This window comes from Psychrobacter coccoides (assembly GCF_017498085.1).
Lineage (GTDB): Bacteria > Pseudomonadota > Gammaproteobacteria > Pseudomonadales > Moraxellaceae > Psychrobacter > Psychrobacter coccoides.
This window is the reverse complement of the sequence record NZ_JAGBKM010000033.1, coordinates 1-13,347: the sequence shown is the minus strand read 5'-3', so window position 1 is coordinate 13,347 and position 13,347 is coordinate 1. Positions and strand designations below refer to the sequence as shown.

The 13,347-nt window shown below is 43.0% G+C and carries 9 protein-coding genes; 5 read left to right on the top strand and 4 right to left on the bottom strand.

Translation table 11 applies throughout. The features are described from left to right. Positions 1-105: 105 nt before the first annotated feature. The 3 genes from J3492_RS12490 to J3492_RS12480 all read right to left on the bottom strand — a co-directional run bounded on the left by J3492_RS12490 (position 106) and on the right by J3492_RS12480 (position 2,600). Positions 106-1,281 (bottom strand): TPM domain-containing protein, encoded by a 1,176-nt coding sequence (locus J3492_RS12490; RefSeq protein WP_207992373.1) that lies wholly within the window; start codon positions 1,279-1,281, stop codon positions 106-108. Positions 1,282-1,346: 65 nt separating this feature from the next. Then, positions 1,347-1,982 carry a TPM domain-containing protein gene (locus J3492_RS12485; RefSeq protein WP_207992372.1) on the bottom strand — a complete coding sequence of 212 codons (636 nt, stop codon included), beginning with the start codon at positions 1,980-1,982 and terminating at the stop codon, positions 1,347-1,349. A gap of 6 nt (positions 1,983-1,988) precedes the next feature. Next, the gene (locus J3492_RS12480; RefSeq protein WP_207992374.1) at positions 1,989-2,600 is read right to left on the bottom strand and encodes a LemA family protein; all 612 of its coding nucleotides are present in this window, start codon (positions 2,598-2,600) and stop codon (positions 1,989-1,991) included. A 1,002-nt stretch (positions 2,601-3,602) separates the two neighbouring features. Between J3492_RS12480 and J3492_RS12475 the strand changes: the two genes are divergently transcribed. Beyond that, the gene (locus J3492_RS12475) at positions 3,603-5,168 is read left to right on the top strand and encodes an alanine/glycine:cation symporter family protein (protein WP_207992371.1); all 1,566 of its coding nucleotides are present in this window, start codon (positions 3,603-3,605) and stop codon (positions 5,166-5,168) included. A 128-nt stretch (positions 5,169-5,296) separates the two neighbouring features. On the opposite strand, the gene J3492_RS12470 is transcribed toward J3492_RS12475, so the two are convergent. Beyond that, entirely contained in the window at positions 5,297-5,923 is a 627-nt protein-coding gene (locus tag J3492_RS12470) for a fasciclin domain-containing protein (RefSeq protein WP_207992370.1), read from the bottom strand. A gap of 859 nt (positions 5,924-6,782) precedes the next feature. On the opposite strand from J3492_RS12470, the gene metH reads away from it, so the two are divergent. The 4 genes from metH to J3492_RS12450 form a co-directional block, all read left to right on the top strand. Continuing rightward, positions 6,783-10,583: a methionine synthase gene (gene metH / locus J3492_RS12465; RefSeq protein ID WP_207992369.1), complete on the top strand. Its 3,801-nt coding sequence runs from the start codon at positions 6,783-6,785 to the stop codon at positions 10,581-10,583. Between the two features lie 398 nt (positions 10,584-10,981). After that, positions 10,982-12,202 carry an antiviral reverse transcriptase Drt3a gene (drt3a, locus tag J3492_RS12460; protein WP_207992368.1) on the top strand — a complete coding sequence of 407 codons (1,221 nt, stop codon included), beginning with the start codon at positions 10,982-10,984 and terminating at the stop codon, positions 12,200-12,202. 384 nt (positions 12,203-12,586) lie between these two features. Beyond that, complete coding sequence (locus tag J3492_RS12455) at positions 12,587-12,940, top strand: IS630 transposase-related protein (RefSeq protein ID WP_207988742.1); 354 nt, start codon at positions 12,587-12,589, stop codon at positions 12,938-12,940. Next, the coding region (locus tag J3492_RS12450) for an IS630 family transposase (RefSeq protein ID WP_207988744.1) at positions 12,924-13,347 on the top strand (424 nt) is incomplete at its 3' end. The genes J3492_RS12455 and J3492_RS12450, both read left to right, overlap by 17 nt.

The following is a 13,347-nucleotide window of genomic DNA, read 5'->3' as shown; positions in this document are numbered from 1 at the left end:
CGGGATATTACCTAGCTATTTAACGCTGTTTGGCAAGATTTAGCCATTTTTAGCCCATTTAGGTATCCTTCGATTGAATTGAGGACATGCCCTAGAGTGCAAGGACTACCATGAGCCGCCAGCACCACCGCCACCAAAGCCACCGCCGCCGCCGCCAAAGCCGCCGCTACCAAAACCACCGCCACTGCTACCGCCGCCCATACCTGGCATAAAGACGATACCGCCACCACCGCCGCGGCCACCACGTCCACCGCCACCTGAGCCACGAGAGATTAAAAACATCCAAATAAATATGGCCATAATGAGGGTCATAAAGAAGCCGCCCCCCAATGCCAGTGAGCCTGCAAAAAAGCCGCCTGCCGTTATGATAGAACCAAAAACTCGGCCAAAAATACTGGTGATAAAACTACCAAAAATCATGGCCATAATAAACAAAAACACAGGTGTTGGCAGCTCGTCAGACCCTTGCTGCGCTCTACGCTCAGCGGCTTGAGCATCTGCTTGCGCCAAGATGTCAGGATCAGCTGTCAAGCGCTCCTCGATACGATTGATACCAGCAAGCAAACCTGAACCATAGTCATTTTGTTTAAAATAAGGTGTGATGTCTTCACGGATGATACGATTGACTGCCGCATCAGGCAAAACCCCTTCTAACCCATAACCTGTCAATATATATATTTTACGATCATTGATAGCGGCTAATATCAACAAACCATCATCGGTATCGGCTTCGCCCAAGCCCCAGTTCTCAGCCACTTGTAATGAGTAGTCGAAAATAGGGATGCCGTTGGTCGTGGGTACGATTACGACAGCGGCCTGTGCCAGGCCTTGCTGATAAATGCCTTTGAGCTGGGTCTCAAGGCGTAACTTCTCTTGCGGATTTAAGATGTTCGCTTGATCGACGACAGGTTGATTCAATATCAATTTATCAGCAGCCACACCTTCAGCGCTCGACTGTCTAGGTGCCTGAGTTACCTGTGACTCTGCAACAGCTTCATTATTGGCAGCATCAGGACGGATGGCATCGTTACCTAAAATCGCTTCATCGATAGCCTCGTTACCAAGTACGGCATCATTAATGGCTTCATTAGATTCGCCAGCTTTGGCGATAGCGACCAACTCTTCGACACTGCGATTTTGCATGCTCGATGCGCTACGGTCAGTCGCAACAGCAATATCATCCGCAGCGGTACTGTTATGGTTTTCTGCAAAACTTATTGGCGTATATAAGCTGCCCCACGCTAGGAGTATTGCAGTTAGGCATGGTTTAAAGTTTTGCATATTGAATATACCACCTGATATTTAACTTAGAATAACACTGTAGTTTGTTTATTTATCTGGTTCAGTTACTGATGTTGACGCATCTTCCAAACTAATGCATCAATACCCGCTGATAAACCAGTCACATAATTTGCCTTACGAAAATGTGGCGTAATGTCTTTATCAATAATCTGAGCAACCGTCTCGTCTGTGAGGGTCTCTTCAATATCAAGCCCAGTCAGGATATACATCTGTTTATCGTCCAGAGCCAAAAAAATCAGTAAACCATTATTGTTATCAGGACTGCCCAGCGCCCAACTCTTTGCCACCGTCATCGCATAATCAAAGATTGGCATATCTTCTGTGGTTGCTACAAGGACAACGCCCATTTGTAGCAACCCTTCTTTATAAACCTCTTTGAGTTTTTCATTTAAAAACTCAATTTCAGCATGACTCAGCGTTGAAGTGAAGTCATTGACAGGGCTTTTAAGCTGCTCTCCTAACGTTTCTGGCGCAATGTAACGTGATTTAGACTGTTCATCTATTAATGATACTGGAGTATAAGGCTCTGCAGTTAAAGCCTGAGCCTTGCTAGTTTTATTTTCAGTATTTTGAATCGAGTCAGCCGCACTGTTACAACCACTTAATGCTAAGTGGGCTATTAAAAAGGTGGTCAGAGCAACACCTTTTTTAAAACTAACGTATCTACTAAATAACTTCATTAATACCTACTCACCAAAATCCACCGTTGGTGCAGTCGATATGGCTTCTTCATTGTCAACGCTAAAGTTTGGTTTGGCATCCATTCCAAATACTTTCGCCGTAATGTTGGTTGGGAATTGACGTACGGTGGTGTTATAACCTTGTACTTCTTGGATATAACGATTGCGGGCCACTGTAATGCGGTTTTCTGTACCCTCAAGCTGGGCCTGCAAGTCTTGAAACAGCGCATCAGACTTTAGCTCAGGATAGCGCTCAGATACAGCCATCAAACGTGAAAGCGCGCCGCCCATCTGCGCTTGTGCCTCTGCATACTGCTCCATCGCTTGTGGGTCGTTGAGTACTTCTGGCGTGATATTGATGCTACCGGCACGCGAGCGTGCTTGTGCGACCTCAGTAAAGACTTCCTGCTCTTGATCAGCATATTGCTGTACCACTTTTACTAAGTTTGGAACCAAATCCGAACGGCGCTGATATTGGTTAACCACTTCTGACCAAGCAGCAGTCACTTGTTCATCTTGGGCTTGCAGACTATTATAGCCGCAACCGGTCAATCCCACTGTCGAAGTTGCCAATACCGCCGATAGTAACATGGGCTTTATAATAGATTTACGTGTCATCATTGTCTCTCCTAATAGATACTACTTACATATTTGACTGTGCTGCTAATAATGGCGCTCTCATTATGGTTTTACAATTTATCGTTACCAAAAAACAACCGCAACACTCATTATACCCTGACAACGGCCACTGTTTGTCGAAATCATACAACCTATTTATATTAGGGCGTTGCAGGTTTTTTTATAGAAAGTTGCTTTCATACTTTAGTAGTAACTTCTTGTTTTATTACCTTTGGTCGCCTTTATACTCCTTTCCATCAAACCTACTCCCTTTGCTGTACTGCTTCAGTATCTTATCGATACCACACATCCGTTTGCTAACAAGCTATTTGACAAACTAAACACTCTGAAATCAAAGAAATCTCTAGTAATTGCTATAAAATTATGGCAAATTGCAGTTACTTAGCCGTATGGTTTGCATACAATTGGTAGTGGATTTATTTAATAGACACTTTTGTCAGGTATAGCTGATGCCATCAAAAACCGATACAGTGCTGTTGGGATGTTTGTTTTAGATACTGATCGTATAGCCTCTGGCTGCAACGATATCGTACACCAGTAAAACTCATACCAGTAGTATAGTGACATTAGCGTATCGCTTTTATTTCGAGTGCTCTTTAGATAATCAAACTATTATAGAGTGAGCAAACTTTCTTCTGCGTTTATATTTGTTTAAGTCTATCTATATTAAAGACGCAGTTATTGCTGACTCAGCACAACCACAGCGGCTAGATTTAGGTTGAATGCTGTCATGATATTGATTGGTATTTAATGATAATAACCACCTGTTTTATCCGCTGGGCTATTTGTTATTTACCTATCTGTTTTGATTGCGACGTGTCATCATACCGTAACCACCAGAAAGGCAAAAGGAATTGCGACCGCAGTTGAGCTTATATCGGCGCTGATAGCGTCGACGATCAGCCAAGCGGATAAACATAGATAACGACAATCTGTCTTAAATGAGTGACAGCACTTTAAGATAGTTTGAGGAATGACAATATGGAAGGTTTAGTTAATTTAGCAAACTCGATTATCTGGAGCCCAGCACTGGTATATCTGTGTCTGGGCGCTGGTTTATTTTATTCTATTATGACGCGCTTCGTACAAGTACGTCTGTTTAAAGAGATGCTTAGACTGTTGTTTAGAGGCAAGCCTGACAATGATGGTATTTCGTCATTTCAGGCACTTGCCGTCTCACTCGCAGGGCGCGTGGGAATGGGTAACATCGCTGGTGTCGCTGCGGCTATCGGTTTCGGTGGTCCAGGTGCGGTATTCTGGATGTGGGTGGTGGCATTTTTAGGTGCTTCCACCGCTTATGTCGAGTCAACACTCGGTCAGATTTATAAAGAGCGTGATGTCATCACTGGTGAGTACCGTGGTGGTCCTGCCTATTACTTCGAGCGGGCGCTTGGGCAAAAATGGTATGGTATTTTATTTGCTATTGCTTCTATCATTGCCTGTGGTGTTTTCTTACCTGGGGTACAAGCAAACGGGGTGATTAATGCCGTCGCTCAGGTAGCCGGTGAAGGCTCTGCTATGAACTTTATGGGCATGGAAACTGGTACGACTCGCCTCTTCGCACTTGCTATCATCCTAACCGTATTAGGTTTTATTATCTTTGGTGGTATTAAGCGTATCGCAACCTTTACTGAGTATGCCGTACCCTTTATGGCACTAGGCTATATTTTGCTCGCTTTACTTATCATGTTTACCAACTTCAGCATGATTCCACAGGTCTTTGGGATGATTATTGGGGACGCCTTTACTGCACAAGCAGGGTTTGGTGCGGCGATTGGTTGGGGTGTAAAACGTGGTATTTATTCAAACGAAGCCGGTCAAGGAACTGGTCCTCATGCCGCCTCTGCTGCGGCAGTAGATCATCCTGCACAGCAGGGCTTGGTACAGGCGTTTTCAGTCTATGTTGATACCTTACTTGTCTGTTCTGCAACTGCCTTTATGATCCTATCTACGGGCATGTACAACATTCAAGGTAAACTAGCAGATGGTCAGTTCCTTGTGCAAAATGTCGCCGCTGATGTTGAGATTAACTCACCTTCATTTACGCAGATGGCTATGGAATCTGTCTATGGTAACTTTGGTGATACCTTTATCGCTGTGGCAGTATTCTTCTTTGCCTTTACCACTATCCTAGCTTACTACTATATCGCTGAAGTCAACATCTCATTCCTCACCCGCTCTATGGGTAAGGGAGCCTCTAGAATGGGGCAGTTTGTGGTAAAAGTAGTCATTATGTTTATGGTTGCTTATGGCGCCCTCAACAGCTCAGGCTTTATCTGGGGACTTGGCGACGTTGGTGTGGGTCTGATGGCATGGCTAAACATTGTGGGTATTATCATTATCTTCTTTGTCGCCCGCCCAGCTATCGATATCTTGCGTGACTATGAAGCTCAGCTCAAAGCAGGTGGCGGTACCAGTTACAATAGATTCGTCTTTGATCCTAAGAAGTTTGGCATCAAAAACGCCACTTACTGGGAAGAGCGTCATGAATTACAACAGCAAGGGCTGTTAAAAGATGATGCACTAACTAAAGAACCAAAGGTCTAATCATACAGCACTGATTGCTGCTAATTGGATACTGTAGAGACTAACGTACGTTAAAACACCAAAAGCCCGTAACATAAGTTACGGGCTTTTTGATGGCTTAACATAGGGCTTTATACTTATAGAGCAGTTTATTCAGGCAACAAAACCGCATCGATAACATGAACCACACCATTGGTCGCCATAATATCTGTGGCTGCAATATTAGCCGTACCACCATTAGCAGCAGTAATCACATTATCCTCACTGATCATAAACGACTTACCATTTACTGTAGCAATGTCCGTCCCATAAGGAATGTCTGCCGCTTTGACCACGGTATCAGGAACGACGTGATACGTCAGTACATCAGTCAGCAAGGCTTTATCTGCCAACAACTCGTCTTGAGTAATCCCTAGATTATCTAATAGCTTAGCAAAGGCGTCATTGGTCGGCGCAAAGACAGTAAACTGCCCCTCAGAGGCCAGCGTCTGATCCAGATCAGCAGCTTGCAAGGCGGCTACTAAGATAGATAAGTCTTCATTGTCAGCCGCAAGTTCTGTGATATTTTGGGTCGCAACTATTTCGGTATCCATATCAGGGTCTGTTATAGGCTCAGCATCAGCCATAGGTTCTGCCTCGACCATTGGCTCTGTTTCAACTTCAGTGGTTACTTCAGGCTCAACAACTGGCTCGGTAACTGTTTCGGTGTCATTACAAGCAGCTAATGACATGGCTGCCGTTACAACGGCGATAGAAAGTAAGTTTTTCTTTAACATGGGTGCTTCCTTTTATATCAATTAATTGTTACTAGGTCGTGTCTTCATTTTAAAAATGGTCATAAAAATGAGATAAATTGCTGTCAGACAAGGAAAATAACGCAGATAATATCGGGATATTAACCAGTTATTTGACGAAGTATGACAAAATTTAGCCATTTTTAGCCCATTTAGATATCATCATTTGAATTGAAGACACGCCCTAGAAGAGGGTTAAAACGACCATGACGTGTGGTATCTACTTCGGTAATAAAACCTTATCAACCGTATGCACTATAAATGTCATGGTCATGTTTCTATGTAGGGAAAATACCTTGCGTTATAAATGGATAAAAGATAAGCCAATAGCTCTTTGCAAATGCGCTCATGATCTACAATAAACACTTGAGTAGATATCTTTATCAAATCACTTTTAGACCCTTAATGCGGTCGTTTATAGCGCCATAAAACTAGGCATAAGTAAAACTAGCATAATCTACATCTATAACTATTTGCTTTTACGAGATTTTTGTCATCCTGTTGTAAGTTTTGTCAGTTTTATGGGTGAATACTTATTACTTATTTAACCCAAAAAACTCGTTTAAAACCATGGCCTTACTAAAAACGTATGGTTATAAGAATAGAAGGGTCACTAGAATAAAAAATAAAATCAAACTGAATACCAGACTGGGTCAGGTACGCCGCTCATTTAGGTGTCACTTTGCAACTCATTGAGACGCTTAGCAACATCACTCAAAAGAGGCGTTTTTCATGCTAGAATATTGCAGATTTGTGTTTCTATATTTTGTGCTTTTTTGGCATTAGCCCTACTCTTTAACTCTCTCCTTTATTTGTTGTTGACAACATAAGCAGTATTCCTATGACGCAAAAGACGACTTCTCAGACCTCTCCAAAAAACAATCATTCAGCGCCAGTAGCCGATGACTTTGTTTTAACGCCGCCAACGAATTTTCCTTTCAAAGACAATCAACTCAGTGCACGTGACCGAATTGTGCAGCAAATGCAACAGCGCATTTTGATGCTTGATGGGGCAATGGGCACCCATATTCAGAACTACAAATTAGAAGAAGCGGACTATCGTGGTGAGCGCTTTGCCGATATCGCTCAAGACGTGCGTGGCAATAATGACTTGCTCGTACTCACGCAGCCACAGATGATAAAAGAGATTCATTTGGCGCACTTAGAGGCAGGCGCAGACATCATCGAGACCAATAGCTTTAACGGTACACGGTTATCGATGTCTGATTACGATATGGAGTATCTGGTACCAGAGCTAAATAGAACCGCTGCACAAATCGCCCGCCAAGCTGCCGATGAGTTTACCGCCAAGACGCCAGACAAGCCACGCTTTGTCGCCGGTGTGATTGGCCCGACGTCACGCACCTGCTCGCTATCCCCTGATGTCAATGACCCCGCCTTTCGCAATATCACCTTTGATGAGCTGGTGCTCAATTACCGTGAAGCGACGCTGGCGCTGATAGAAGGTGGCGTTGATATCATATTAATCGAGACCATCTTTGATACCCTAAATGCCAAAGCGGCCATCTTTGCCATCACTGGCGTTTTTGATGATATTGGTTTTGAACTACCGATTATGATATCAGGCACCATTACCGACGCCTCAGGCCGTACGCTCTCTGGGCAGACGGCAGAAGCGTTTTATAACTCGATTCGTCACGCCAAGCCGCTATCAGTCGGCTTTAACTGTGCGCTTGGTGCTGATGCATTGCGCCCGCATATTCAGACACTCTCCAACATTGCTGACACTTATGTCTCAGCCCACCCTAATGCGGGCTTACCTAATGAGTTTGGCGAGTATGATGAAACTGCTGAAGAAACCACGGCACTGCTAGAGGGCTTCGCCAAAGCGGGTATCCTCAATATCGTTGGCGGCTGCTGTGGTACGACGCCTGAACACATTCGCCAAATCGCCAATATGGTCGCAGACTATGCACCACGAGAGATTCCAGAAATCCCGCCTGCCTGCCGTTTGTCTGGGCTTGAGCCGTTTAACATCACGCCTGATAGCTTATTTGTCAACGTCGGTGAGCGCACCAACGTCACTGGCTCGAAGAAGTTTTTACGTTTAATCAAAACCGAGGCCTATACCGAGGCGCTCGATGTCGCCCGTGATCAAGTAGAAGGCGGCGCCCAAATCGTCGATATCAACATGGATGAAGGCATGCTCGACTCCGAGCAAGCGATGATCCACTTCGTTAACTTAGTCTCAGGCGAGCCAGACATCAGCCGTGTGCCCTTGATGATTGACTCGTCAAAGTGGGACATCATCGAAGCGGGCCTTAAGCGTATTCAAGGCAAGTCTGTCGTCAACTCCATCTCCTTAAAAGAAGGCTATGATGAGTTTGTCAAGCACGCCAAGCTTTGCATGCGCTACGGTGCGGCGATTATCGTTATGGCGTTTGATGAAGACGGTCAAGCCGATACTTTTGAGCGTAAAATTGAGATTTGTCAGCGCAGCTATGATGTCTTGGTCAATGAAGTCGGGTTTCCAAGTGAAGACATCATCTTTGACCCCAATATCTTCGCTGTCGCCACCGGTATCACTGAGCACAACAACTATGGTGCTGACTTTATCAACGCCACTAAATGGATCACAGATAACCTGCCCAATGCCATGGTATCAGGCGGCGTGTCTAATGTCTCCTTTAGCTTCCGTGGCAACCCGATTCGTGAAGCCATTAACTCAGTCTTTTTATACCACGCCATCAAAAACGGTCTGACCATGGGTATCGTCAACCCTGCCATGCTAGAGGTTTATGACGATATTCCCAAGGAAGCACGTGACGCTATCGAAGACGTCATGCTCAATCGCAACCAAGGCGAGAGCGGACAAGATGCGACTGAACGCTTGATGAGCATCGCTGAGAGCTTTCAATCCGATGGTAAGAAAAAGGACAACGCCGCCGATCTGAGCTGGCGGGATGAAAGTGTAGAAAAACGTATCGAGCATGCCTTGGTCAAAGGTATCACCACCTTTATCGAAGCCGATACCAAAGAAGCCTGGGAGAAATACCCCAAACCCCTTGACGTCATCGAAGGGCCGCTGATGGATGGTATGAACGTGGTTGGCGACTTGTTTGGTGCTGGTAAAATGTTCTTACCACAAGTGGTCAAATCTGCACGTGTCATGAAGCAATCGGTGGCATGGCTCAATCCATATATTGAAGCAGAAAAAGTGGAAGGCGAAAAGAAAGGTAAAATATTGATGGCCACGGTCAAAGGTGACGTCCATGACATCGGCAAAAACATCGTCGGGGTCGTGCTCGGCTGTAACGGCTATGACATCGTTGATCTGGGTGTGATGGTACCGTGCGAGACCATCCTTGATACGGCGATTCAAGAAGAGGTCGATATCATCGGACTTTCAGGCTTGATTACCCCAAGCCTTGATGAGATGGTCTATGTCGCCAAGCAAATGCAAGAGCGTGGCATGACCTTACCACTCATGATCGGTGGTGCCACCACCTCTAAAGCCCATACCGCAGTCAAAGTCGAGCCACAGTATCAAAATGATGCGGTGATCTATGTGGCTGATGCGTCACGCTCGGTCGGTGTGGTCACTAAACTGCTGTCTAAAGAAAACCGCCAAGCGCTGATTAATGAAACTCGTGAGGAATATATCGCCGTACGTGAGCGTCTGGCCAAGCGCCAACTCAAAGCCGCTAGGCTGTCATACGCCGACTCTATCAAGCTGGGCTTTGATTATGACTGGGAGAGCTACGTGCCACCTACCCCCAATACCTTTGGCCAAGTGATATTGGACGACTACCCTATCGATAAGCTGCTGCCTTATATCGACTGGACACCGTTCTTTATTTCATGGGGTCTGGCTGGTAAATATCCGAAAATCTTGCAAGACGATGTCGTTGGCGAAGCGGCCCGTGATTTATTTAATAACGCCCAAGACATGATGCAAAAAATGATCGATGAAAAGTTAATCGTCGCTAAAGGCGTGTTCAAAATCACCCCTGCCCGCCGTACCGATAGCGATACCATCACGGTCTACGATAAAGCGCCTACGGATGGTGGAATGCCCACCCATACCTTTGAGCACTTACGCCAACAGTCAGATAAGGCCAGCGGCAAGCCCAACTTTAGCTTGGCTGACTTTATCTCGCCATCAGAGCAGCATACCGACTATTTAGGCGGCTTTACTGTCTCGATAGCGGGTACAGAAGATCTCGCTGAAACGTATAAAGCGGCGGGCGATGACTATAACGCTATCATGGTACAGGCGCTGTCTGATCGCCTAGCCGAAGCCTTTGCCGAGCATCTGCACGAGCGTATCCGTAAAGACTACTGGGGCTATCTACCAGATGAATCGCTCTCCAACGAAGAGCTGATCAAAGAAAAATACGTCGGTATTCGCCCAGCGCCTGGCTATCCGGCCTGCCCTGAGCATACAGAAAAAGGCAAATTGTTTGACTGGCTCGGTACGGTTGATGCAATTGGTACTAGATTGACTGAAAGCTATGCAATGTGGCCGGCCTCCTCGGTCAGTGGATTTTATTACTCGCATCCAGAGAGCGAGTACTTTAATGTCGGTAAGATAGGCCGTGATCAGTTGGAAGGTTATGCCAAACGTAAGGATTGGGATATCAAGACGGCTGAGAAGTGGTTGAATCCGAATTTGTCTTAGGGATAGTTGTTGAAGTTTTTAGAATATTTTTGAGGTGGGATTGGTTTTTTGTAGCCGATCCCGCTTTTTGCTTTTATCTGCCAGTCTAGGGATGAGGATGGATCAAGCGAAGCACTGCTTCGCCCTGACGCAAGAGAAAATCTATGATTTTCTGTAATAAAACAAGTTACCGCAAGCCATTGGTCTCACAATTATATCCGCTACTATCAGGGCTAGACCGCTCCTCCAATGAGAAGCTTGGCTATAAAATCAAATTCACCTAGCCGTAAGGTATATATTGCGAACCCTTTTAATTAAAGATATAGTAAACTGTGTAGTTTGGAGCCGTAAACTGCTTAAAAATTTAAGATTTTCAGGGCTTAGAGTTATTAGTAGTCAATTCAATGAGATGGTGCTTGATGTTAGATCAATCAATTAATGAAAGCAGTTTAAAATATATAATTAATGACTTTGAAAAGAAGGTTAAGTTCAAGGATGACTTTAGTGAAGGTGATGATGCAGTAGTTTGTAAACTACTTCAGGAGTTTAGTAAAAATCAACCTTTTCCACCATTAGAAGTTATAAAAGTTAGAAAGAAGACAGCGTATAAAGTTTGTGATATATATTCTTATTATTTATTGAAACGTTTAAATTTTACTTTTAAAACTATCAACTCACTCAAGCAAGCTAATCGTAACGAAATAGTTTCTTCGATTGTAGCCTTAATAAAAGATAAAAGACCCTACAATATTATTAGACTAGACATTAAAGATTTCTATGAAAGTATAGATAGAAACACTATTCTACAAAGTATCGAACAGGATATAGCTTATAGTGAATCTACAACAAACATTCTTAGAAAGTGGTTTAATTGTTTTGAAGCAAGTAAGGTTTCTGGTTTACCAAGGGGTTTAAGTATAAGCGCCAGTCTAGCAGAATATTACCTTAGAGAATTTGATGAAAGTACGCGAAGAATTGATGATGTGTTCTACTACGCAAGGTTTGTAGACGATATTATTGTTTTCACTACACGAACTGAATATGAGATAATAGCAACTCTTGAAAATAATTTACCATTAGGTTTAAAATTTCATAGTAAAAATAGTAAGAGAGCAGTTATTGAAGTGCCTATAGAACATAAAAGTAATAATGAAAATCTAAGCTTCGATTACCTAGGATATGAATTTACTATTACAATTATAGGAAAAAAGCTTGAGACTAGAGTGGATTTCTCTAATGTAAAAATTAATGGCATTAAAACAAAGATTATCAAAGCTCTATTAGACTTCGAGAGAACTAGCGACTTTGTATTGTTAAAATCTAGATTAAGTTTTTTAACTCATAACTACTACATTCATAATAAGTATCGTGATACTAAAATTCGAAGTGGAATCTACTATAACTATCTATTTATTAGCCATCCTCTACAATGCAGACTTAATGACTTAGATAGTTTCATGAGAAATTTATTATTTAATAAAAGCTTATGTAAGCGAATTATAGGACAAAATCATAGTCTCTCGAATGAACAGTGCAAAATCCTCATAAAGATGAATTTTTCAAAGGGTTATAATAATAAACTTTTTCATAAGTTCGGGTACAGAAAAATGATGCAAATTAAATCATGTTGGGGCTTCTAGTGAGTAAGAGGAAATATCATTTAGCTTCTGATGATTATTACAGAGTATTGTTATCAGATCTACAACCTTATCACATGCCTTTAATATTTAGTAATAAAGGGTTTTATGAAGCAGTTAAGTCGAACAATAGGTTCAGTGAGTTTAGTAAAAGCCTAGATAGTAAGGATTTAAGGAAGTTTGAAGTTAGACACGCTACTGTTCCTTTCTTTTATTATATAAGTAAGAATTCAAACTCGCTTAGAGAATTATCTTTAATACATCCGTACCAGCAATTGAGATTTGTTGATTTCTATAAGAATTATTATTCACTAATTTTATACTATAGTCAGTTCTTTTTAAATAAGATACAATCGTTTTAAAGCAAGCGAAATAGCAGAAGAACAAATGACCTATTCAGCAGATTTTCGAGCACAAGTGATTAAAAGTGTCAAAAACAAAGACATGAGTATCCGTCAGGCTTGTACTTTCTATAATGTTAGCAAAACCGCATTACAGCGCTGGCTGAGAAACCCAAGTATCAAACAAACTCGAGATAAATCACCAACTAAAATACCGAATGAAGCACTCTTAAAAGACGTTGAACAATATCCAGACGATTATCTGTACGAGCGAGCTAGGCGATTCAACTGTAGTAAGACCGGCATGCACACTGCTTTAAAACGTCTAGGTATCAGTCAAAAAAAAGACCTTAGAGCATCCAAAAGCCTGCCTGATAAAAAGAGTGGCTTATCAGAGTAAACTTGATCGCTTTACGCAGCAAGGCTATCCCATTATCTATATGGATGAAAGCGGCTTTGAGCACGAGACCATCCGCTCTCATGGCTATGCACCGATTGGTACACCCTGTATCGACAGCTACAACTGGCAAGCAAAAAAGAGAACTAACGTCATCGGTGCTCTTTATAACAAGATGCTGTTTGCGCTTGATTACTTTGAACAGAATATCAATAGCAATATATTTTATGACTGGTGTAAGATCACACTTATTCCAAGTCTCAAGACTAAATGCGTGATCGTTATGGATAACGCTAGGTTTCATAAAAGCAGACGTATCCAAAAACTGCTCAACAGACATGGTCATCGCATTCTATGGCTGCCACCCTATAGCCCTGATCTTAACCCCATTGAGAAAAAATGGGCACAAG

What these genes read in the sequence shown, in the direction of transcription:
- drt3a (WP_207992368.1), top strand. Translation starts at nt 10,982, where the DNA reads ATGTTAGATCAATCAATTAATGAAAGCAGTTTAAAATATATAATTAAT.
- metH (WP_207992369.1), top strand. Translation starts at nt 6,783, where the DNA reads ATGACGCAAAAGACGACTTCTCAGACCTCTCCAAAAAACAATCATTCA.
- J3492_RS12485 (WP_207992372.1), bottom strand. Translation starts at nt 1,982, where the DNA reads ATGAAGTTATTTAGTAGATACGTTAGTTTTAAAAAAGGTGTTGCTCTG.
- J3492_RS12475 (WP_207992371.1), top strand. Translation starts at nt 3,603, where the DNA reads ATGGAAGGTTTAGTTAATTTAGCAAACTCGATTATCTGGAGCCCAGCA.
- J3492_RS12480 (WP_207992374.1), bottom strand. Translation starts at nt 2,600, where the DNA reads ATGACACGTAAATCTATTATAAAGCCCATGTTACTATCGGCGGTATTG.
- J3492_RS12470 (WP_207992370.1), bottom strand. Translation starts at nt 5,923, where the DNA reads ATGTTAAAGAAAAACTTACTTTCTATCGCCGTTGTAACGGCAGCCATG.
- J3492_RS12455 (WP_207988742.1), top strand. Translation starts at nt 12,587, where the DNA reads ATGACCTATTCAGCAGATTTTCGAGCACAAGTGATTAAAAGTGTCAAA.
- J3492_RS12490 (WP_207992373.1), bottom strand. Translation starts at nt 1,281, where the DNA reads ATGCAAAACTTTAAACCATGCCTAACTGCAATACTCCTAGCGTGGGGC.